The sequence below is a fragment of the Nitrosospira sp. CT genome (assembly GCF_059489795.1).
Map to the genome: position 1 here is coordinate 28,157 of NZ_JCAHZJ010000017.1, position 21,968 is coordinate 50,124.

The 21,968-nt window shown below is 55.1% G+C and carries 15 protein-coding genes; 13 read left to right on the plus strand and 2 right to left on the minus strand.

What is annotated here, in order from left to right; all coding sequences use genetic code 11:
- Positions 1-255: 255 nt before the first annotated feature.
- Both AC52W5_RS02645 and AC52W5_RS02650 read right to left on the minus strand, forming a co-directional pair.
- Positions 256-2,349: a PhoX family protein gene (locus tag AC52W5_RS02645; protein ID WP_495669936.1), complete on the minus strand. Its 2,094-nt coding sequence runs from the start codon at positions 2,347-2,349 to the stop codon at positions 256-258.
- A 490-nt stretch (positions 2,350-2,839) separates the two neighbouring features.
- Positions 2,840-4,165 (minus strand): glycerophosphodiester phosphodiesterase family protein, encoded by a 1,326-nt coding sequence (locus AC52W5_RS02650; protein WP_495669873.1) that lies wholly within the window; start codon positions 4,163-4,165, stop codon positions 2,840-2,842.
- A gap of 235 nt (positions 4,166-4,400) precedes the next feature.
- Between AC52W5_RS02650 and AC52W5_RS02655 the strand changes: the two genes are divergently transcribed.
- The 13 genes from AC52W5_RS02655 to pnp all read left to right on the plus strand — a co-directional run bounded on the left by AC52W5_RS02655 (position 4,401) and on the right by pnp (position 21,737).
- The gene (locus AC52W5_RS02655) at positions 4,401-5,021 is read left to right on the plus strand and encodes a DUF2341 domain-containing protein (RefSeq protein WP_495669874.1); all 621 of its coding nucleotides are present in this window, start codon (positions 4,401-4,403) and stop codon (positions 5,019-5,021) included.
- 506 nt (positions 5,022-5,527) lie between these two features.
- On the plus strand, positions 5,528-6,091 hold the full coding sequence (locus tag AC52W5_RS02660; RefSeq protein ID WP_074975163.1) for an anthranilate synthase component II: 564 nt from the start codon (positions 5,528-5,530) through the stop codon (positions 6,089-6,091).
- A gap of 79 nt (positions 6,092-6,170) precedes the next feature.
- Positions 6,171-7,223: an anthranilate phosphoribosyltransferase gene (gene trpD / locus AC52W5_RS02665; protein WP_495669875.1), complete on the plus strand. Its 1,053-nt coding sequence runs from the start codon at positions 6,171-6,173 to the stop codon at positions 7,221-7,223.
- 2 nt (positions 7,224-7,225) lie between these two features.
- Entirely contained in the window at positions 7,226-8,059 is an 834-nt protein-coding gene (gene trpC / locus AC52W5_RS02670) for an indole-3-glycerol phosphate synthase TrpC (protein ID WP_495669876.1), read from the plus strand.
- A 252-nt stretch (positions 8,060-8,311) separates the two neighbouring features.
- Positions 8,312-9,604 carry a porin gene (locus AC52W5_RS02675; RefSeq protein WP_495669877.1) on the plus strand — a complete coding sequence of 431 codons (1,293 nt, stop codon included), beginning with the start codon at positions 8,312-8,314 and terminating at the stop codon, positions 9,602-9,604.
- 531 nt (positions 9,605-10,135) lie between these two features.
- Positions 10,136-11,245 (plus strand): adenosyl-hopene transferase HpnH, encoded by a 1,110-nt coding sequence (gene hpnH, locus AC52W5_RS02680; RefSeq protein ID WP_074975167.1) that lies wholly within the window; start codon positions 10,136-10,138, stop codon positions 11,243-11,245.
- A 335-nt stretch (positions 11,246-11,580) separates the two neighbouring features.
- Positions 11,581-12,210, plus strand: a complete 630-nt coding sequence (locus AC52W5_RS02685; RefSeq protein WP_495669878.1) for an HpnM family protein — start codon at positions 11,581-11,583, stop codon at positions 12,208-12,210.
- A 363-nt stretch (positions 12,211-12,573) separates the two neighbouring features.
- Positions 12,574-15,246 (plus strand): MMPL family transporter, encoded by a 2,673-nt coding sequence (locus tag AC52W5_RS02690; protein WP_495669879.1) that lies wholly within the window; start codon positions 12,574-12,576, stop codon positions 15,244-15,246.
- Between the two features lie 123 nt (positions 15,247-15,369).
- On the plus strand, positions 15,370-16,137 hold the full coding sequence (locus AC52W5_RS02695; protein ID WP_256210493.1) for an MlaA family lipoprotein: 768 nt from the start codon (positions 15,370-15,372) through the stop codon (positions 16,135-16,137).
- Positions 16,138-16,345: 208 nt separating this feature from the next.
- Positions 16,346-18,307, plus strand: a complete 1,962-nt coding sequence (gene shc, locus AC52W5_RS02700; protein WP_495669880.1) for a squalene--hopene cyclase — start codon at positions 16,346-16,348, stop codon at positions 18,305-18,307.
- Positions 18,259-19,086, plus strand: a complete 828-nt coding sequence (locus AC52W5_RS02705) for a phosphorylase family protein (protein WP_495669881.1) — start codon at positions 18,259-18,261, stop codon at positions 19,084-19,086. Before shc ends, AC52W5_RS02705 begins: the two co-directional genes overlap by 49 nt.
- A gap of 131 nt (positions 19,087-19,217) precedes the next feature.
- Positions 19,218-19,487, plus strand: coding sequence for a 30S ribosomal protein S15 (gene rpsO, locus AC52W5_RS02710; RefSeq protein ID WP_074975172.1), 270 nt, complete (start codon positions 19,218-19,220; stop codon positions 19,485-19,487).
- A gap of 144 nt (positions 19,488-19,631) precedes the next feature.
- Positions 19,632-21,737, plus strand: coding sequence for a polyribonucleotide nucleotidyltransferase (gene pnp / locus AC52W5_RS02715; RefSeq protein ID WP_074975173.1), 2,106 nt, complete (start codon positions 19,632-19,634; stop codon positions 21,735-21,737).
- The last annotated feature ends 231 nt before the right edge of the window (positions 21,738-21,968 follow it).

Here is a 21,968-nt window from a genome sequence, read left to right on the forward strand (position 1 = left end):
TTCGGTACCGCACCTTTGCCAAGGGGGCAAGCAAATGATTTCTCATGGACGAAGGCGGCATCGATCAGCTTACAAGCGCTCGCTTCGCGAGGCCGCAGATGCGGCTGGGCGCGGACGTGCGGCGGAAGCATCCGGGAGCAGATTTGCGTATCCTTCTTCATAGGTTGTTCGAATAAGCGCCCATGTTCTGCAGGGAAAGGCTTTCCATGGAGGCCAATCAAAGATTTTTGAGCTGCTGCTCCAGTTAACGGCAAGTCAGGTGCCAATCACGCCGCCATCATCTTTAGTGATGACCACCACAGCGGAGCGTGGCTTGGAAGGGGAACCGCCGGCCGTAGTGGGACCGTTTTGACCGCTGTCGGGCCAGGTCGAGTTCTGGGTAAAATGTGTTTCCCAATCCTCCCCGGGGTGCTGGATGCCGACGAACAGGGTTTTGCCGTCCGGGGAGCTTGTAACCCCGGTAACCTCGCAGTACTTCGGGGCAGTGAGGAATCTGCGCGTCTCGCCCGTGGAAGGATCCGCGCATAGCATGACATTGCCCCCGATGTTGGCCCAGTCGCCGGTGGCATCACCTGCCTGATCGGTCTGTATCCACAGGCGGCCGTCCTGGTCGAACCAGAGGCCGTCCGGAGCGCCATAATCGTCACCGTTTATATTGCCTCGATGGTGCGGCTGTGGGTCCAGTTTGTCACCGCATTCAACGAAAATGTCCCATTCGAAATCCATGGCGTCGACTTTGCCCATGTTTTCGCGCCAGCGGATGATGTGACCGTAACGGTTGTCCAGCCTGGGGTTTGCGGCATCTACGGGAGGACGCGCACTGCCGGCGGGCCTACTTCCGTCGATGCTGTTGCTGGACGGCGGGTTGCTTCCACGGCGGTTGTTGTTGGTAAGCGTCATATAGACTTCACGTGAGGCGGGGTGCGCTGCTATCCATTCCGGACGATCCATCATTGTGGCGCCTGCGCGATCCGCCGCCTGGCGTGCCTTGATCAATACTTCGGCTTGATCGGCAAAGCCATTTTCCGGCGTCAGCCCATTCTGGTTCCAGATCAGTGGGAGCCACTTCCCGCTGCCATCCGCATTGAACCTTGCCACGAAAAGCGTGCCGGAATCCAATAGATCGCGATTGGCCGCGCGGTTGCGGGGATTATATTTGTTGGCGCAGACAAACTTGTAAAGGTACTCGTTGCGCTCATCATCACCCATATATATGACGACCGTATTATCGGGATCCACGACGCAACTGGCATTTTCGTGCTTGAAACGTCCCAGCGCAGTGCGCTTCATCGGCGTGCTCCTTGGATCCCATGGATCGATTTCCACAACCCAGCCGAAGCGATGCGGCTCATTCGGGTTAAGGTCGGCACGGAAACGCGCATCCGTTTCGTGCCAGCGGTAACCGGCCCCGCCCTTGCCGATACCATAGCGCGCTTGCCCATTTAGAATCCGACGCTTCTGCTCCGGATCGTTTGCGCCGGCCACATCTCCCGTCTCATTGGAGAAATAGCCGTTCCAGTTTTCCTCGCACGTGAGATAAGTGCCCCAGGGGGTATGGCCGTTGGCGCAGTTGTTGAGTGTGCCGAGAACATTCATGCCGCCGGGGTCGGCGGCCGTTTTCATCAGATCATGCCCAGCGGCGGGTCCGCTGAGCTTGCAGAGGGAGTTGCCGGTAATGCGGCGGTTGAAGGCGGAAGTACGCTTGACCTCCCACATGCCGTTCTTTTTCCATACCTCGACCACGCTGATGCCGTGCGCGGCCTGCTGTGCGCGCACCATCTCGAGAGTGATCGAGGTGGTCGCGTAGCTGGATGCCGGAGTGATGTTATTGACCAGAGGAGGATCGACATACTCATGATTCGTCACCAGCAGGCCGCGGATACTGGCGACGCCGGGTGATCCGGATGATCCCATGGGAGGGAAGGGAAACAGATGCATCCCGTCCACATGGGCGCCGAAGGTATGCAACTGTATCGTCTCGGTCATTGCGCTCCCCGGATTCCAGTGCGGCGCCTGGGTAAGAGAGTCTCCCCAGGCGATCAGGACGCGTGCGGTATAGCCGGCGGGAACGGTAACGGCGTCATCCCCGGGTGAAAGATATAGATTGGCAGGCACTGAATCGAAACCGATGCCGTTCACAGGCGCCGGTGCTGCGTAAGCAAACTGCACCAGCCCATCGAGCAGGGGGCCGCCGAATGCGACAGCCGTAAGGCCCAGCGAACGTTGGAGGAAGGCCCGGCGGGAAAGCCTGCCGGCTTCGATCAGATCATGCAGTGATGCATTGCCGGACTCGTTGCTGCTGGTGCGATCGGGATTGTTCTTTCTATCAGCGTGGAGGGTGCTACTCATCATGTCTCCTTGTTTAAATGGGTTCAGCCGGCTTTATTCCCATGCTGGGAATTGATACGAGTCACTGTGCCTGGATGAGCTTCAGCAGCGAACCCATTATTACGGTCTTGTGTTACAGAATTTGTATTGGCATATTCAGTCAAAAAACTGAGCCGAACGTACCTGGACGGCTTGGTTGCGCGGCCAGTTCTGCAGATCAGGAGCGGAACCGGGGCTGCCTCGAAAGGGATTCTTGTTTACAGCGAGAGGCGATGCATGAAAGGAGGCTGTGCCTTATTCAATTCGTAGGGAGTGTGCCAGCAAAACGAAGAAAATGAATCCGACATAGCCGACCGATGAAGGAGGGTCAGGCGAACAGGATTAACTGATGAAATCACTGATGAGATGAATGGGGCTAACATTCATCGACGTTGCGCACATAGGGAGAGCGGGCGGTCCTGGCGGGCTCGAGTGAGGGAGTTTGGCTGCGCAGGTTGTTGCCACAGAACTTCTACTTCAGGCGCATGCAGTTGGCGTAATAGGTCACCGTGGCGGGCCAATCGCTGAAGATGCCCAGAATACCTACATCCCGGTTCAGGACGTCCAGTACTTTCATCACGTCCCCCTCGCGCCTTATGGCGGAATCGAAAGTCTGGTAATAAAAGCCGTTATCACCGTCTGCCAACAACCCGGAGCGCTCCAGGGTCCAGGTGATAATGTCGAGTCCTGCGGCCTTAGCCTGTATGGCATAGTTGGACGGAATGATATTGCCGCTCCCATCGACATTCAGTAGGGCGAATATGGGAGGAGCCACAATATTGATGCCCTCGGCCTTATAAGCGGCCAACTGCCCGGCATTGGGGAGATCCGCTACAGTGTTGGCATCGTCGAGATAAACTGCCTGCCTCCCGAAATCCGGTTCATTGGCGATCCAGTAGCGGATATCGCGGATATCGAAGGATTGAGGGTAGACATCGCGAGGTTTGATATCCGCAGCCTTGTACTCGTCGATCATCTGCTGTGCATAAACTTCCTGCGTGTAGTCGCCGACTTCGTCCCCCTCGCTGTCATAAGGCATCGCTACCTCCGCGCTCTTGAGTTCGGGGGCCATTTTTACGCCCAGCTTGTTGAAGAGTTCGATACTTTCCCGGTGGCTGAGCAGGGTTCCGCTGGTGAGGCCGGCGTACAAGTCGGTGCGCCATCCAGGAGTACCCTGCAGATATTCCCTAGCATTTCTTGCCTGTGGATTGAAGGCGTCCATCTTCCCTTTCAGGCTCTTGAATTCTTCCAGGGTGATGTCGCTCGTGCAGCACTGGGCGGAAGCTTCCTGAATCAGGTTTCCGGAAGCATCGAGCTGGGCAGGCATAAAAGGCCGCCTGCATTTTTCAGCCAGGGGTGTTTCCAGAATATTTGTGGTGGTGTGCAGACCGCATTGCGAATGGCGGCACACCAGTTCCTTGTCCCTGGTAAACGTTACATCGCACTCCAGAATGCCGGCACCCATGCGAGCGGCTGCCCTATAGGATTCCGCCGTATGTTCGGGAAACTGCAATGGAGCGCCCCGATGGCCGATGGAGAAGTATGTTTTTCTGAACGGGCCGGTACTGCAACGCGCGAGCTTGTTCTTGAGTTCGCCGGGCTCCATATCCTCGACAAGGAAAAAAGGACGAGGGCCGAGTTGAATATTGCCGCTGAAATTATCAGGAGAGGCGTCATAGAAGCGGGTTCTTTCCGTGCCGCCATTTTTTCCGTTGGCCAGGGCGGGTGCAATAACCAGTAAGACAAGGAAGAAAAATAAGATTGTCAGCACAGAATGGAAGGATGTTCGGCGGATCATGCCATTTCTCCTTTGTTCCGGGGACGGACTCAGCCGCGGGGTGAGTTGCGCAAACGTTAGCTGCCTTCCTTTTCATTTTGATGAGAGATTTGTTAAACCATGGATCATGGCCCCACATTCTTTTCCCACATGCAGTTCCATCGCAGTCACATGATCCGTTCGGATCACGGTTCATTACCAATGGCTGTAATCAGAGGCAGGGATAATCCCCCCGTGTTTATTGGGGTTAATTTGCATGCGTTTCCTGCCGTTTCTGCTCGCCTTTGTGTTGTCGACGTGGTCTTTTTCCAGTTATGCGTGGTGGAATGAGGACTGGACAAGCCGCAAGAAAATCACGCTGACAGGCCCATCAAGCGAGGTAACGGACGTACCCGTATTAATCCGCCTGCATACAGGCAACTTCGACTTTTTCTCGGCAAGCGATAATGGCGGTGATGTGCGGCTGGTCGCGGGAGATGACAAGACCGAGCTCAAGTTCCATTTTGAAAAATGGGATGTCGCAAACGAGTTGGCGCTCATCTGGGTGAAAGTACCCCGACTCTCGGCCCAAACCGAAATTTTCCTTTACTACGGTAATGAAAATGCGACATCGGCAGCCGACCCCAAAGGGACGTACGATGCCAGCAGCGCGATCTATCATTTTGCCGAATCGCAGGGAAGCCCTCAGGATAGCGGCGCCAGCAACCTGCACGCACAATCCTCTGCGCAGCATGTAGTGGCATCATTTTCGAATGGCGCTCCAAGGTTCGATGGCGCACAAAACCTGATTCTTCCCGGGGTAAGGCAGCAGGGGGTTACAGCTTCAGCGTATGGTCAAGCCTGCCTCCCTCAGTGGCACCATTTATCAGTCCGGTAACGTGACATCTCCCTGGATGACGGCCTGATCAGGGCGCAATCAGGGGGCGCGAGCGTGATTTCCGAGCAGTCTTTTGCTGTCGAGCGGTGGCATCACGTCGGTTTCACGATTTCTGATGCGCTACGCTGTATATAGATGGCAAGGCGGCTGGCGAAGCCCGGGATGCGGTATTGCCTGCGGGCAGCGTGACGCTGGGCGGAAGATTCAAGGGCGAGATGGACGAGGCGCAGGTGTCGGGGCTCGCGGGCAGCCGGATGGATTGCGGTTCAGGCCGCGCCTGCCCAGCAGCCCTGTTCGACTGGTAAATACTGCATCAAGGGAAAGCGCTATTGTCTGTTTGTGGCGTATCAAACCTTTTTCTGTTGACCTTGCCCCTCGGATTTGGAGAAGGGATAATATCGGTCTCTTCGCTATCCTGGTTGTATCCGTCAGCTTCAGCGTAAAATAAGATATGAGCGGCGTGCGTATATCTTTCAGGGTGGACTTCATCGGGTGGATTTCTTACTATGCTGTTGATGATCGATAATTACGATTCCTTCACTTATAACCTGGTCCAGTATTTTGGCGAACTGGGCGAGGAAGTGAAAGTGTTTCGCAATGATGAAATCACCCCTCAGGAAGTTGCGCAGTTAAAGCCTGAGCGCATCGTGATCTCCCCAGGCCCGTGCACGCCGAGCAAGGCTGGAATATCCATTCCCCTGATCGAGCGCTACAATGAGCAGATTCCCTTGCTGGGTGTCTGTCTCGGTCATCAGAGCATAGGGCAGGCCTTCGGCGGAAAAATAATTCATTCGGCACGGCCGATGCACGGCAAGACCTCCCTTATCTTTCATGATGGGGCAGGAGTGTTTCGTGGTTTGCCCAACCCGTTCACCGCAATCCGTTACCACTCTCTTGTCATTGAACGGGAAACTCTCCCCGACTGCCTGGAAATCACTGCCTGGACCGAAGATGGGGAAATCATGGGTGTGCGTCACAAGACCCTGCCCATCGAAGGTGTGCAGTTTCATCCGGAATCCATTCTGACCGAGCATGGGCACACATTGCTCGGGAATTTTCTGAACCAGTGAAAACTGAAGGAAGTGGCATGAATCCCAGTGAAAGGGTTGAAAGAGTTGCGGGGGCGGTATCAGTTAGTAGCAGGCCACTGTGAGTCCGCAGGAAGCATTGACACGCCTCATCGAGCACCGTGAAATTTTTCATGATGAAATGCTGTCGCTCATGCGACAGATCATGCGCGGAGAACTCTCCCCCACGCTGATTTCAGCGATTATCACCGGGTTGCGTGTGAAGAAGGAAACCGTGGGCGAGATCACTGCTGCGGCACAGGTAATGCGCGAATTTGCCGCCCACGTGGAAGTGCAGGATGACCGCCTCGTCGATACATGCGGAACAGGAGGGGATAGTGCCCATACTTTCAACATTTCCACCACCGCTGCGTTCGTCGCCGCGGCTGCCGGCGCACGGGTGGCGAAACATGGCGGACGCTCTGTTTCCAGCAAATCGGGAAGTGCCGATGTGCTCGAAGCACTGGGGGTCAATCTCGACCAGACACCGGCGCAAATAGCGGAGAACATAAATGAAATCGGTCTCGGTTTCATGTTTGCGCCCAATTTCCACAATGCCATGAAACATGCCGCCTCCGTACGGCGCGAACTGGGGGTGCGTACCCTGTTTAATATTCTCGGGCCGCTGACCAATCCCGCCGGAGCAAAAAATCAACTGCTGGGCGTATTCCATCCCGATCTCGTAGGCATCATCACACGCGTTTTGCATCGCCTGGGCAGCCGTCATGTGATGGTGGTTCATGGCAGCGCTAGCAACCAGGGTGGGCTGGATGAGATCACGATAGCTGGCGAGACGCTGGTAGGTGAACTCAGGCACGGCGAGATCCTGGAATATACCGTCAGGCCGGAAGATTTCGGCATGAAAGCGGCTCCCATTGAAACAATACAAGCGCATGACACCGCTCAGTCTGCGGAGATGCTGAGAGCGGTATTGAATAATCAGCCGGGGCCGCCGCGGGATATCGTATTGCTGAATGCAGGTGCGACGATTTATGTGGCAGGTGTCGCAGAGTCGCTTGCGCAAGGTGTAAAAAAAGCGCATGCCGTTATAGAAAGCGGTGCTGCGAGGGAAAAATTGCAGGAGCTGGTGGAATTCTCAAACCGGCAGAACCGCGGTGAGGTTTCTCTTGTTTGATCATGGCTAATATTCTTCAGGAGATTCTGGCGACAAAGCGACAGGAGATTGCGGCATTGAAAGCGCAAGGTTCTCTTGCCGTGCTTCTTCGCCAGGCGGAGGCGTTACCGCCGCCAAGGGATTTCGTTGGCGCGCTTCGCAAGAAGCTTGTCCTGGGATTGCCGGCCGTCATTGCGGAAATAAAGAAGGCCAGTCCCAGCAAGGGCGTGTTGCGCGAGCAGTTCGACCCCGCGGCTATCGCCGTAAGCTATGGCCAGCATGGCGCGGCCTGTCTGTCGATTCTGACAGACCAGCAATATTTCCGTGGCAGCGCGGAATATTTGAAGCAGGCCAGAAGCGCCTGCGATCTGCCGACCCTGCGCAAGGATTTTATGCTGGACGAATATCAGGTCGCCGAAGCACGGCTCATGGGGGCGGATTGCATCCTCATCATTGTCGCCGCCTTCCGCGATCCTTTCATTTCGGCCGGGGGCCACCGGCAGAAGGAAGAAGCGATAGCGGAAATGCGCAAGCTGGAATCGCTGGCTCATACGCTCGGGATGGCCGTGCTGGTCGAGGTTCATGATGGTGCGGAACTCGAACTGGCGCTGGAGCTGGCGTCTCCCCTGATCGGTATCAATAACCGCAACCTGCATACGTTTGAAACCCGCCTGGATACGACCCTGCATCTGCTTGACCGCATTCCGCCAGACCGCATGACCATCACCGAAAGCGGGGTGCTTACACCTGACGATGTTGCGCTGATGCGCGGGCACGGAGTAGGCATCTTCCTCGTAGGCGAAGCCTTCATGCGTGCTCATGATCCTGGAGCCGAGCTGGCGAGGTTGTTCGGATAGAGCAATTCATCAGTCGTCCGGGTTGCATCCGACCCGCAGGATTCCGAAGGTTCCCATGCTTTGTTGCAAAAAAGCAACACATATCCTTGTCCAGTTCCCAAACTCTCTTTATTTCCTTGCTAGGCGTTGTTACGTTAGGCACAATCTCTCAACCCTCTCATTTTCGGGAGGTCCAGGCAGCGGGAATAAACTCCCACCGAAATAGGGTCGGTGCGAGGCCCCACCGTTTCAACTTTAAAGGAGATTTTCCACATGAAAAAGAAACTGATTGCGCTGGCCGTTGCCGGTGCACTCGCGGCCCCGGTGGTTGCATCCGCTCAGGGGACAAACGTTACGCTTTTTGGTCGGGCACAAGCCGAATACAGTCTCGTTGATTTTGCCAGCCAGCCCAGCCAGGGGGCACTCCAGGACAATTCCCGCTCTTCCCGCTGGGGTCTGCAGGTTACAGAAGATCTGGGCAATGGCCTGAAAGCAAATGCTCGCCTGGAATTCGGGCTTAATACCGGCTCCGGTTCCGCCACCACGCCTCGTGAGCAGTGGGTAGGCCTCTCCCACAGCCATTGGGGTGATATCAGGTTTGGCCGTCTCCAGTCCCCCTTCAAGGACTTCGCCGGCGGTATGACAATCGATCCGTTCGCCTACACCACCCTGCAAGCGAATGGCGCCGGTGGAACCATGTCCGGTGCAGCTAATGGCATGGGTTCCGGTGCGAATACTTTCGTCAACAGCGCCATTCGTTATGACTCCGCAAGCATCGAAGGATTCACCTTCTCAGGTATCTTGATGCCCGGTGATGCCAATTCACTCAACCCACTTCAGAGTGGCAGCATCATTTCCGGTTTCCTTCCCGGCGGTCTGGGCAGCAATGGCAATACTGGTGGACGTAACGGCGAGTTCGATGGCCAAGCTGCGGCAAAATATCACGCGGACTTCATGGGCATGGGTATCGATATCTTCGGCGGCTACTCCCGGGATAATGCCAGCGGCATCCAGAAAAGCCTCGGCCTGAGAACTGAAGAAATATGGCGTGTCGGTGCTTCCTGGGCCTGGGAAAACTTCAAACTGAGCGGCCAGTATGAAGACGTCAACAATGCGCTTGGGGCTGCCACATGTAGCACCGCCGCCTCCCTGACCGCAAACCCGCTCGATTCCGGCCTGGTTTCCGGTCAGTGCAACTCCGCCATGAACTGGGGCGGAGACGGCAATCTCTGGTTTGCCAGCGCGCAATACAGATGGGGCAATACTACTCTTGTGGCGCAGGGCGGTATGACCAAGGCCCATGCTGGTGGCGTGAATGCCGCGGCTGCGCGCAAGGCTGACAGTTTCACTGTGGGCGCAATTCACAACCTGAGCAAGCGGACGAGCATTTTTGGGGGTTATCAGCACGTTTATCTTGATAACCCTAATGGGCCGGCAGCCAATAACCTTATTGCTACTGGCGCGGGCGCCCCTCTTATTGGAACTGTTGGATATACAGCACCTAACTATGTGAATGGCGGTGCTAACCGTTCGACCTTCACGATCGGTCTTCGCCACAACTTCTAATTGTTGTTCGGCAGAAAAAGGGGCGCTTCGGCGCCCTTTTTTTCCATCTTCGATTAAATGATAATTGCATTGGACCGCGACTTCTGACGAGCCTGGCTGACCAACTGTTGAGCAATTTTGCTGGAGTTGCGGCTCCTTTCCGCTCAGTAAAAGGGGCCGCAAATTATGGTTCTCTGTGCAGTTTAACCCTGGATGAGTTGTGAGTTTAGTTTGGGAAATATACGTGTTAACATGCTTACAGGATAAAGCGTTACAGCAGTCCGGTCAGGAAGAATGACAAGTAACTGTCAGATCGAAAGACAGGATGAAAGCAGGAGAAGGGAAAAGTACAGGTAGTTTCAGCGAGGCTTATCGCCTGATTGTCATATTCCGAGTGACGAACCCAGATTATTTTTTTCGAGATTTCGCAAAAACGAACCAGGATTGAAGTGTCCGAGTGCAACTTCAGCATCTGCAAAACAACAGGAAGAAATCAGGGTGATCCCAACCTGACATTAATAAGTTTACGGAAGTTTTTTGGAGGATTTACACATGGGAGTTCCTTTACGTCAACAGATAGCTGTCGGCACGTATCTGCTAAAGCAAAAGTTGAGAGGAGTAAAAAAATATCCTATGGTCTTGATGCTGGAGCCCCTGTTCCGGTGTAATCTGGCCTGTGCCGGTTGCGGTAAGATCGATTATCCCGACCACATCCTGGACAAGCGGATGTCATATGATGAATGCATGGAAGCGGTCGATGAGTGCGGGGCGCCCATGGTTTCCATCCCGGGTGGGGAGCCGTTGATACATAAGGAAATGCCGGAGATCGTCAGAGGCATCATTGCGCGCAGGAAATATGTTTATCTGTGCACCAATGCGCTTTTGTTGAAAAAGAAGATTGACGACTATACCCCATCTCCTTATTTGACTTTTTCCATTCATCTGGATGGCCTGAAGGAAAGGCATGACGCCTCTGTCTGTCAGGACGGAGTGTTCGACCGCGCGGTCGAGGCTATAAAACTGGCGGTTGCAAAGGGATTCAGGGTTACCGTCAATTGCACTTTGTTTCAGGGCGAAACGCCGGAAGATGTTGCGGAGTTTCTCGACTATGCCATGGACCTGGGGGTCGAGGGTGCGACGATCGCGCCCGGATTCAGTTATGAGCGTGCTCCCAGACAGGATATCTTCATTAAGGGGAAGGATACCAAGAATCTTTTCAGGGGTATTTTCAAGATAGGCAAGACCCGTAAATGGAAGCTGAATCACTCGTCACTTTATCTCGATTTTCTCGCGGGCAACCAGAACTATCAATGCACTCCCTGGGGAAATCCGACACGCAACATTTTCGGTTGGCAAAAGCCTTGCTATCTGCTTCCGGATGAAGGGTATGCATCCAGCTTCCAGGAGTTGCTGGATGATACTCCGTGGGATAAATACGGCAATAGCAGCAATCCGAAGTGCGCCCAATGCATGGCGCATTGCGGTTATGAAGCTACGGCCGTGGAAGATATGCTGCAGCATCCGCTGAAAGCGCTTGTCACATCCATCAGGGGGCCGAAAACAGCGGGACCGATGGTGGCGGAGCCTGCACCGAAATGGGCACGAGAGGAACTGAAAACCCCGGCGACGCTTGCAGGAATTCCGGTCAAGATAGAGCGATAACGTTGCCTGTTGCCGAAACGGCGACACTGAGTTGATCAGTAACCGTAAAAGTCAATGCGCCCTGGGTTTGACCGAGATAACTTTACCGGGAGCGGGTCCGATCGGATCATGGCTGGATCCGTCCGGTCTTATCAAATACTCGGCAAAACCGCTAAGCGGTTCGGGATGTGGATGTGATTATAGAAACGTCACGATGGGACTGTCGGATTTCGAAACATTGGAAACTATCAGTCCCCTCGACGCAAGACCCGCATGGTCGGATATCACAACGAATGTTGCCGGATGCAATCCCCTGTCAGTCACGTGCATGAACAAACTGCTATAAGATTATCAACATGAAGATCCTGAGCGCACTGAAGTCACTGCTGCAACTTCAAATAATTACACTGATGCTTCTGGCGGCATCTTCCTCCTGGAGCCAAACCCCGGAGCCGGGAACCCCGGAGCAAGTCGTCGAACAGTTGCAGGCAGCACTCATCAAGGCGATGCGTGAGGGGCCGGAACTCGGCTACGGGGGGCGCTACGAATTGCTGGGCCCCATCATCAATCAGACACATGATCTTGATTTCATTGCACGTACCTCGCTGGGAGCGAACTGGACGCAATTGAGTGCTGAACAGCAGCGTACCTTTACAGACACTTTTCGCAAGCTGAGCATAGCTACTTACGCAAGTCAGTTCAAGGAATACGACGGCGAGCGGTTTGAGTTTATCGAGCGTCAATCCATGCCCCGGGAGCAGGTAATGATACGCAGCAAATTGATTCAATCCGGCGGCGAACCAGTACGCTTTGACTACATGCTGCGGCAAGGAAAGGACGGGTGGCGTATCGTGAATATTCTGGCCGACGGCGTCAGCGATCTGGCACTGAAACGTGTCGAGTATAGGGCGATTCTTCAGCGCGATGGTTTTCCAAAGCTCGTCGACATGCTCAAGCAGAAGATCGAGCAGGCAGGAAAAGACTGAATACTGCAAATCTCACGACAAATCTTAAGTCAACTCATCCGGAATAAATCGGTGACATCCAGAGAACTGCATGGGCAAAAGGGACCGGTTTTGTAATAAGGGGCAGAAACCTTCGGCAAAACCTTGATCGTCATTTCCGTGAAAGCGGAAATTCATCGATTTCTATATTATTGCGTTGAAAAACCGGATACCCGCTTTCATGGGTATGACGGCATCTTGATGAACCCGAGGAAAAACCCCTACTTCAGGTTTCTCTTTTTGCATTCTGTCTCGCCGACGACCCGGGATTCTTTTTTACCTCGTTGCTAACCCCCGAAACCATCCTCTGAGCACGGATCGATTCTCCGACATTGCTTCCCTAGCATGACCACAACAAACAACGACTCGGAAAGCCGCATCTACCGTATTTTTGCAGCTTGGGCCACTGTTTGCTATCGTCATAGCGCCTGGGTTCTTTTTACAGCACTGCTGATTTCCGCAGGATGCAGCGTCTACGTCTGGCGCAATCTCGGCATGAATACCGACACAACCGACATGCTCTCCAAGGATCTGCCGTTTCGTGTCAATATAACCCACTACAACAAGACATTTCCGCAGGATGTCGACACGCTTCTGGTAGTGCTGGAAGCACCGACGCCTGAGCAGGTCCATCAGGCAACTGAACGTCTTGCCGCGCGCTTGAAAAAAGACACTCTCAATTTCGAGGATGTCTATCCACCGACAGCAGGCGACTTCTTCACACGCAATGGCCTGCTCTATGAAAGCGTTCCGGAACTGCAGCAGGTAACCGATCGCGTCGCTGCAGCACAGCCGTTAATGGCCCATATTGCCAGAAATCCTACGCTCGCGGCTTTCGTCGATGTGCTGACGGGCGCGATAGAGGAATTGCAGAAGGGCCGCGCCATGGAGCTCAGCCCGGTGCTGGGCGCAGTGAGCGACACGGTGGGAGCGAGACTGGAAGGAGCGCCGCGTGCGTTGTCGTGGCAAGCCCTCTTCAGCGGCGAATCGCAAAAAAGCAAATACCAGGAACTGATCATAGCCAAGCCGAAGCTCAATTATGATCAGATGTTTCCCGGAGAGCAGGCCATCAAGGCGCTATCCGCTGCGGCAGACGATGCCGGAATTACGGAGAACGGAGCAGTCCGCCTGCGTATTACCGGGGAGGTGGCGTTATCGCATGACGAGCTGAGCAGTTCGCTGCTCGGCATGCAATATGCAGGAATAATCACCTTCATCCTGGTTGTCGTGGTTCTTTATTTTGCGATGCGAGCGACTGGACTGATCATCAATGTCCTGGTCTGTCTCGCCATGGGTCTGGTTCTTACCGCGACATTTGCTACAGCCGTGGTGGGTCATGTCAACCTGATCTCAATTGCGTTTGCCGTGTTATACATTGGTCTGGGCGCCGACTTTGCAATCCACTTTCTGCTGCGTTATCGCGAAGTTCTGGAAAGCGGCAACCCATCTACCGAGGCCCTGCATGTGTCGGGCGGGGATGCAGGTGCTGCCCTTACCGCTTGCACCATCACTAACGCAATCGGCTTCTACGCGTTCATCCCTACGGATTACAGCGGCGTGGCGGAACTGGGCCTCATCTCCGGCACCGGCATGATTATCAGCCTTCTGGTAACCCTTACAATTGCACCAGCCCTGCTGCGCTACCTCCCGAAACGACAGCAAGCCGTGCCAGATACCCCTCCGAAAGCTTCGGTTGGCAAAGCGCTGGAGTTGTCCCTCAAATGGCACCGGGTAACCTATGCCCTCACGTTTGCCGCTTCAGTTGGCGCCCTTTTTTTGCTGCCTCAGGTACGGTTTGACTACAATCTCCTGAATCTGCAGGATCAGAAAGGCAAAGCGATACAGGCTTTTCGTGAACTCCTTGCGCACCCCGATCTTTCACCCTGGCATTCCATTGTCCTCGCAAAAGATCGGCAGGAAGCAGGGCGCCTGACGCTCGCGTTGAGCGAGCTTCCTGAAGTGGATAAGGTGGTCAGTCTCCTCGACTTCGTGCCGGCGGATCAGGAAGAAAAGCTGCAACTCATCGAGGAAATGGCGTTGACCGTGGGACCAATCGAGGGGGTGGGGCAGGATCGCCGCGTGGACAGTTCCATTCAGAAACAGCGCGAGGCGCTCGACGCATTGGCCGCCGCACTGGATAGTTTTATTGCCGCCCGCCCGGAGCATGCGGCAGTTCCGGCCGCACGCAAGCTCAGGTCATCCCTGAGTTCTCTGTTTGAACAGCTTGATACAGCCAGTTCTGCCGACCAGGTCGCCTTATTGCGGTCCCTGGAGGGAGATCTGCTGGTTACGTTGCCTGCGGCGCTGGAGAACCTGCGTACGGCGACGGAAGCCCAGCTGTTTGGCGAGCAGGATCTGCCGGCATCGTTGAGCAGCCGCTGGCATGCCCAGTCAGGCGAATATCGCCTGGCAATTTATCCATCAGAAGATCTGAACGACAATGATGCATTGCGGCGCTTCGTGCGAAGCGTGCAGAAAGTGGCGCCCGAAGTGACGGGAGCGCCCGTGGTGACCCTTGAAGCAGGCGAGGCGGTAGTGCACGCATTCGTACAGGCGTTTTTGCTTGCGCTCGTTGGAATTATCGTCGCCCTGCTGGTGTTGTTGCGCAGTGTAAAGTACATGCTGCTGGTCCTGCTCCCGCTGTTGCTGTCCAGCCTGTTCACCGCTGCGTTCACAGTCCTGTTGGATGTTCCGTTCAACTTTGCCAATATCATTGCTCTCCCGCTTTTGCTTGGCCTAGGGATCGATAGCAGTCTGCATATGGTGCACCGCAGCCTGAACAATGAACTGGTAAGCGAGATGCTGATCCATACCAGCACTGCGCGGGCGATTTTTTACAGCGCGCTGACTGCGCTGGTGGATTTCGCAAGCCTGATGTTCTCGTCGCACAGGGGCACTGCGAGTATGGGAATAATGCTTACCGTGGGGCTGGCTTTTACGCTTATCTGTACGCTGGTGATACTGCCCGCATTGCTGCGCGCGCCGGCCAAAGGGGCAAAGGCTCAATTTGTGCGTTAGTCCGGCAATAATTGTATACTTCGCACCTGTAGCGGTTTGTGGGCATTCCCCTTCCATGCGGATTCTGATTCTGACGGACAGATTAACAGGGACATAGCCTTCCCTTTACGGATGGTGGCAAATATGCGAACTTCCTTCCTGTTGTTGGCATGCATCTCACTGTTTACCGGTTGCGCGACGCTGCATAAGAACGATGCGGACATCGATACGATCGATCCGAATGAAAGAGCCAATCGACAGTTTTACAATTTTACCGACAAGGTGGACCGCGCCGTTCTGGCGCCGGTTGCGGATGCTTATATAAAGCATGTGCCCGACCCCCTGCAGCGCTCGATCGGCAATTTCTACGATAACCTTGCATATCCCAATGTTATTCTGAATGATTTCCTGCAAGGTAAAGTACGGCAGGGATTCCAGGACACCCTTCGTTTTGCGGTCAACTCGACCATCGGTCTGGGTGGGCTCTTCGACATGGCAGGCCCCATGGGGTTGCCACAGCATGATGAAGATTTCGGTCAGACACTCGGTGTGTGGGGTGTTGATGCCGGCTCCTACCTTTTTGTCCCTCTGATCGGCCCCAGCAGTTATCGCGATGCGCCCGGCATTCCGGTGAGCGTTTTCAGCAACCTTTTGTTTTATGCGGGTACTGTCGCCAGCAGTGCAGTTGTAGCTCCAATCACGGTTTTAAGTATCATCGACAGGCGGGCGCGGTTGTCCGGCCCCATGCGTATTCGGGACCAGGCCGCACTGGATCCTTATCTTTTTGTTCGCGAAGGTTTTTTACAGCAGCGCAAGCATTTGATCTATGATGGCGACCCGCCGCCGGAGAGCCTGGACGAATTCTCAGATGAGGGTTCCGTACAGAACGAGGCGACGTCCGAGCCGTTGTGAGATGAGATTTTAATCAAATCTCAACTGCTGCTTCCATATTCGTCCAGCGGACGCTGCATCTGCAATAAACATTCTTGCGTGAATCTCGACGATGTGGCGATTTCAGGGCCGAATCGAGTAAAATCATGCTTTTAATGGTTTTTATAATTACATTCACACCTGCAATGTGTTCTTCCTGAAACTTTAAAGAGGCGCTAGGTAAAAGTACATGAAAAAATTCGGAGGTATGGCGAGAGCTTCGTTGCAAGCTCAATCCTCGAGCTCAAACAATACTCCCGCGATGGACGAAAAAACGCTGAAAGCGGGGCTGAAAGCGGCACGCGATGCACTGCTGGCCCAGCAGAAGGAAGATGGTCACTGGTGCTTTCCATTGGAGGCCGATTGCACGATTCCCGCCGAGTATATACTGATGATGCACTTCATGGATGAAGTGGACCTGGACCTGGAGATCAGGATTGCCCGCTTTATTCGTGAAAAACAGGATGCCGCGCACGGAGGCTGGCCCCTCTACTACGGCGGTGAGTTCGACTTGAGCTGTTCGGTCAAGGCCTATTATGCCCTGAAGATTGCGGGTGACTCCCCCGACGCGCCCCACATGGTGCGTGCGCGTGCAGCAATTCTGAAGCATGGCGGCGCAGCGAGAGCAAACGTATTTACACGCCTGCTGCTTGCCATGTATGACCAGCTTCCCTGGCGGGGGGTGCCATTTGTGCCGGTGGAAATCATACTGTTCCCCAAGTGGTTCCCATTCCATACCAGCAAGGTCGCGTACTGGTCGCGGACAGTAATGGTTCCGCTGTCTATCCTTTGCAGCCTGAGGGCGCGCGCGGCGAATCCGCGCAAAGTCGCCATCCGTGAATTGTTCACGGTACCCCCGGAGGAGGAGCGGAATTATTTTCCGGTACGTACTGCGCTCAATCGCATGTTTCTGCTGATCGAGCGCACTCTCTCCCTGCTCGAACCATTCATACCCAAAGGGGTGCGCAGATTAGCACTGCGGCGGGCGGAAAGCTGGATCGTGGAAAGGCTGAACGGCGATTCAGGTCTGGGGGCGATCTTTCCTGCCATGGTGAATGCCAGCGAAGCTCTGGCATTGCTTGGATACGCGTATGATCATCCCGCACGGGTGCAATGCCGCAAGGCGCTGCACCTGCTGCTGGTGGATGAGGGCGAGCGTACCTGGTGCCAACCCTGCGTTTCTCCGGTATGGGATACCGTCCTGACCTGTCTCGCCTTTCAGGAGGATACGGAGGTCGATCAGAAGCCCATCCGGAAAGCGCTCGACTGGCTGGTTCCCTGCCAGGTGCTCGATGCTCCGGCGGACTGGCAGGAAGATCATCCCGAATTGCCGGGAGGTGGCTGGGCTTTCCAGTACACGAATCCTCACTATCCCGATCTCGACGACACGGCTGCGGTGGCCTGGGCGCTGTACCAGGCCGACCCCGAGGCTTATCAGGAAAGCATCAGCCGGGCGGCCGACTGGCTGGCAGGGATGCAGTCCAGCAATGGCGGGTTTGCGGCTTTCGACAGCAACAATACGTATTACTATCTCAACGAGATTCCGTTTGCCGATCATGGAGCGCTCCTTGATCCTCCGACCAGTGATGTTTCCGCCCGTTGTGCAGGTTTTCTCGCCTTGTACGGCCAGTCCAGGCATAAACAGGCGCTGGAACGGAGCCTGGCATACCTCTTCGATGAACAGGAGGCCAGTGGCGCCTGGTTCGGCCGCTGGGGCAGCAATTACATCTATGGAACGTGGTCCGTGCTGGAGGCCTTCCGTCTGGCCGGGATAGATACCGGCCATCCTGCCATCCGGCGTGCGGTGCACTGGCTCAAATCCGTGCAGCGGGAGGATGGCGGATGGGGGGAAAGTAACGACAGCTACCTTTCCCCCCAGCAGGCAGGCCAGTTTCATACCAGTACTTCTTTTCATACCGCATGGGCACTGCTCGCACTGATGGGAGTCGGCGAATGGCGCAGTCATGAGGTTCACCGGGGAATTGCCTATCTGTTGCGGGAACAGGGCAGCGACGGGCTTTGGCATGAGCCCTGGTTCACCGCTCCCGGCTTCCCGCGGGTTTTCTACCTCAAGTACTACGGGTATACGAAATATTTCCCGGTATGGGCATTGACCCGATTTCATGCATTGAACCGGAAGCCCCCTGCGTGACGGGGGTCGGCATCATTATCGCCATGCGGGTGGAGGCGCGTTGCATAACGCCATTGCGCCTCTTCTTCAATCAAAGGACAGATCTCGGGAATGGCGCTGCTATCTGGCTTTGTGGAGTGGGGGCAGAGGCAGCCGGCGCAGCCGCAACCGGACTGAGGACAGCAGGGGCCACTGCGCTGATGAGCTTCGGCTTTGCGGGCGCATTGCATTCCGGCCTGAATTCTGGAGGGCTGATGCTGCCTGAGTCGATCCATACGGGCGACTGTCTCCTGCCGGTTGATTTGGATTGGCGCGCTCGCTTGCAGCGATGCCTGCCCGATCACCTGAATGTGACAGGCGGAATCCTGGCTGCCAGCAGCAAGGTGCTTACCTCCACTTCTGCAAAACGCGACCTGGCCGAATCCACCGGCGCGAAGGCAGTAGATATGGAAAGCGGCGCAGTTGCCGAAGTTGCCACGAATGCCGGCTTGCCATTCATGGCGGTACGCGCTATTTCAGATCCCCTCGACTTCTCGCCCCCCGGTGTTCTGCTTGAGGCAGTACGGCCGGATGGAAGCCCTCACCTGGTTCGTCTGCTGGGGCTGTTACTGAAGCGCTCGCTGACCCTCGGCACACTGCTGCGGCTGGCATCGGACGCGCGTGCCGCGCGCTCTACCTTGTCGACGGTGGTACGTTATGCCGATGCGGAAATGCGTACCATTCGTTCGCCTGCATCCTCGCCTGGCAGATGTATCGCGAGGCAGCAAGGCGTTGGCTCTGATCGTTCTGGAGGTGTGTGATCAGCGTGCAAACTTCCCGCAGTGGATGTGCAATGCCTGCCGGTGCCCTGGAAATCCAATAATGTCTTGAGAATTCACCCTGTTAAAGAGTAAAATGTCGCCCTTTCGCATCAGGCGTAATGGAGAATAGCATGGCAGTCACAACCGATCAAAAAGCACAGGTGGTGCGCGATTATCAACGGGCTGCGGGAGATACGGGTTCTCCCGAAGTGCAGGTCGCGTTACTGACCGCCCGTATCAACGATCTGGCCGGTCATTTCAAAGCGCATGTCAAGGATCATCACTCTCGCCGCGGTTTGCTGCGGATGGTAAGCCGTCGGCGCAAGCTGCTCGATTATTTGAAGCAGAACAGTGTGGAAAGCTACCGGGCGCTGATAGAACGGCTCGGCCTGCGTAAATAAAAGTAAATCCCCGATTGAGATAGCAGCGGAATAACCTATTGCTTCCTTGAGCACCAGAATGGATTCCGCTTGTATCGGTTGCGCGACCACAGCTATGGTGCCTGGAAGCGAAGCCGGGATGATTTAATCGAAAAGGGCAGTTAATTGAAAATCAAGAAAAGTGTTACGTACGGATCTCATCAACTAACATTCGAAACCGGAGAAATAGCAAGGCAGGCACATGCCGCCATTATGGTCAGCATGGGCGATACCGTCGTCCTGGTTACCGTGGTAGGTGCAAAAAGCGCCAAGCAGGGGCAGGATTTCTTTCCTCTGACGGTAGACTATCAGGAAAGGAGCTATGCGGCTGGCCGGATACCCGGCAGTTTTTTCAAACGTGAAGGCCGCCCCTCCGAAAAGGAAATTCTTACCTCCCGTCTGATCGATCGCCCGATCCGTCCCCTTTTTCCTGAAAATTTCTACAACGAAGTGCAGGTGGTAGCCACCGTCCTGTCTTCCGATAACGAAGTAGATGCCGATATTCCCGCTATGCTGGGCGCATCTGCCGCGCTGGTGCTCTCAGGCATCCCGTTCAACGGGCCTATTGGCGCCGCGCGGATTGGCTACATCAATGGCGAATATATATTGAATCCCGATACCAGCGCCCTGAAGCAGACACAACTGAATCTGGTCGTGGCTGGCACACGGCAGGCTGTGCTGATGGTGGAATCCGATGCGATGGAGTTGTCGGAGGATGTCATGCTGGGCGCCATTGTTTATGGTCATCAGCAAATGCAGATTGTCATCGACGCGATCAATGAACTGGCGGATGAGGCGGGCGTGACCGCATGGGATTGGGAACCGCCTGCAAGAGACCCTGCACTGGCCATTAAAATTGCGGAACTGGCGGAGAATGATCTGCGTGCCGCTTTCCGTCAGAAGCAGAAGCAGGTAAGGTCCGAGACCATAGACAGCATCTGGACAAAAGTCTTTACCGAACTCGGCGTCGAGAACGAGGAAGGCCCTGATGCCCAGGCGGTGAAGGAAGCTTGTTTTGCGCTGGAATCGAGAATCGTGCGCTCGCAGATTCTGGACGGCGAACCGCGCATCGATGGGCGCGATACTCGCACCGTCAGGCCAATAACGATCCGTACTGGCCTTCTGCCGCGGACCCATGGTTCGGCATTATTTACCCGCGGAGAAACCCAGGCCCTGGTAGTTGCAACGCTAGGGACCGGTCGCGATGAGCAGAAAATCGATGCTCTCCAGGGAGATTACTCCGAGCGTTTCATGCTTCACTATAACATGCCTCCCTATGCCACCGGAGAGACGGGACGGGTTGGAACACCCAAGCGACGTGAAATCGGGCACGGACGGCTGGCAAAACGGGCCCTGGTTGCAACTCTGCCTTCCCCGGAAGAGTTCGGCTATTCGCTTCGTGTGGTTTCTGAAATTACCGAATCCAATGGCTCCAGTTCCATGGCATCCGTTTGCGGCGGCTGCCTGGCATTGATGGATGCCGGCGTACCCCTGAAGGGGCATGTGGCCGGTATTGCCATGGGGCTCATCAAGGAAGGCAACCGGTTTGCCGTGCTCAGTGATATTCTGGGTGATGAAGATCACCTGGGCGACATGGATTTCAAGGTGGCGGGTACCGAAAATGGCATTACCGCCCTGCAGATGGATATCAAGATTCAGGGGATCACCAAAGAGATCCTGCATGCTGCCCTGGTACAGGCAAGGGAAGGGCGGATACATATTCTCGCAATCATGAAGGAGGCGTTGCCGGCCAGGCGCGAGGATATCTCGGAACATGCTCCCCGTATCATCAAGATTAGAATCAACCCCGAGAAAATACGTGACGTCATAGGAAAAGGGGGCGCAGTGATCCGTGCGCTTACTGAAGAGACGGGCACCACCATCGATATTACGGACGATGGCAATGTTATGATCGCATGTGTCACCGCCGAGGGTGGCGAGCTGGCGAGAAAGCGCATCGAAGACATCACGGCCGAGGTTGAAGTGGGGCGGGTATACGACGGAACAGTGCTGAAGCTTCTGGATTTTGGCGCCATTGTCAGCGTACTTCCGGGCAAGGACGGCCTGCTGCATATCTCGCAAATCGCCAATGAGCGCGTAAACAATGTTGGTGACCACCTCAAGGAAGGACAAGTGGTTCGGGTGAAGGTCCTGGAAGCTGACGACAAGGGAAGGTTGCGTCTCAGCATGAAAGCGGTTACCGCCGATGTGGCGGACAACGCGACCACCTGATGGCAGAACAGAGAGAAGAATTTTCCATAAGGAGCAGAACTGCGCCATTTTCTCGATGCAGTTCCTCGTCCTCTTATCCCTGCCCTATCTCCTGTCTCCCGTATCTTCCGTTTTTTGAAGTCAGCTCAGTTAGCTGACTTCCCGGAATAAGCCTCCTGTCGATGGAGCTTTTATTCCGGGAAGTCAATGAAGTACGTTGTTGCCTGCAGAACCTAAGTGAAAAGCAGGCAG

Excerpts from the sequence above, each read along its gene's own strand:
- AC52W5_RS02645 (WP_495669936.1), bottom strand. The coding sequence starts at position 2,349 with ATGAGTAGCACCCTCCACGCTGATAGAAAGAACAATCCCGATCGCACC.
- AC52W5_RS02650 (WP_495669873.1), bottom strand. The coding sequence starts at position 4,165 with ATGATCCGCCGAACATCCTTCCATTCTGTGCTGACAATCTTATTTTTC.
- AC52W5_RS02655 (WP_495669874.1), top strand. The coding sequence starts at position 4,401 with ATGCGTTTCCTGCCGTTTCTGCTCGCCTTTGTGTTGTCGACGTGGTCT.
- AC52W5_RS02660 (WP_074975163.1), top strand. The coding sequence starts at position 5,528 with ATGCTGTTGATGATCGATAATTACGATTCCTTCACTTATAACCTGGTC.
- trpC (WP_495669876.1), top strand. The coding sequence starts at position 7,226 with ATGGCTAATATTCTTCAGGAGATTCTGGCGACAAAGCGACAGGAGATT.
- AC52W5_RS02675 (WP_495669877.1), top strand. The coding sequence starts at position 8,312 with ATGAAAAAGAAACTGATTGCGCTGGCCGTTGCCGGTGCACTCGCGGCC.
- hpnH (WP_074975167.1), top strand. The coding sequence starts at position 10,136 with ATGGGAGTTCCTTTACGTCAACAGATAGCTGTCGGCACGTATCTGCTA.
- AC52W5_RS02685 (WP_495669878.1), top strand. The coding sequence starts at position 11,581 with ATGAAGATCCTGAGCGCACTGAAGTCACTGCTGCAACTTCAAATAATT.
- AC52W5_RS02690 (WP_495669879.1), top strand. The coding sequence starts at position 12,574 with ATGACCACAACAAACAACGACTCGGAAAGCCGCATCTACCGTATTTTT.
- AC52W5_RS02695 (WP_256210493.1), top strand. The coding sequence starts at position 15,370 with ATGCGAACTTCCTTCCTGTTGTTGGCATGCATCTCACTGTTTACCGGT.
- shc (WP_495669880.1), top strand. The coding sequence starts at position 16,346 with ATGAAAAAATTCGGAGGTATGGCGAGAGCTTCGTTGCAAGCTCAATCC.
- AC52W5_RS02705 (WP_495669881.1), top strand. The coding sequence starts at position 18,259 with ATGGGCATTGACCCGATTTCATGCATTGAACCGGAAGCCCCCTGCGTG.
- rpsO (WP_074975172.1), top strand. The coding sequence starts at position 19,218 with ATGGCAGTCACAACCGATCAAAAAGCACAGGTGGTGCGCGATTATCAA.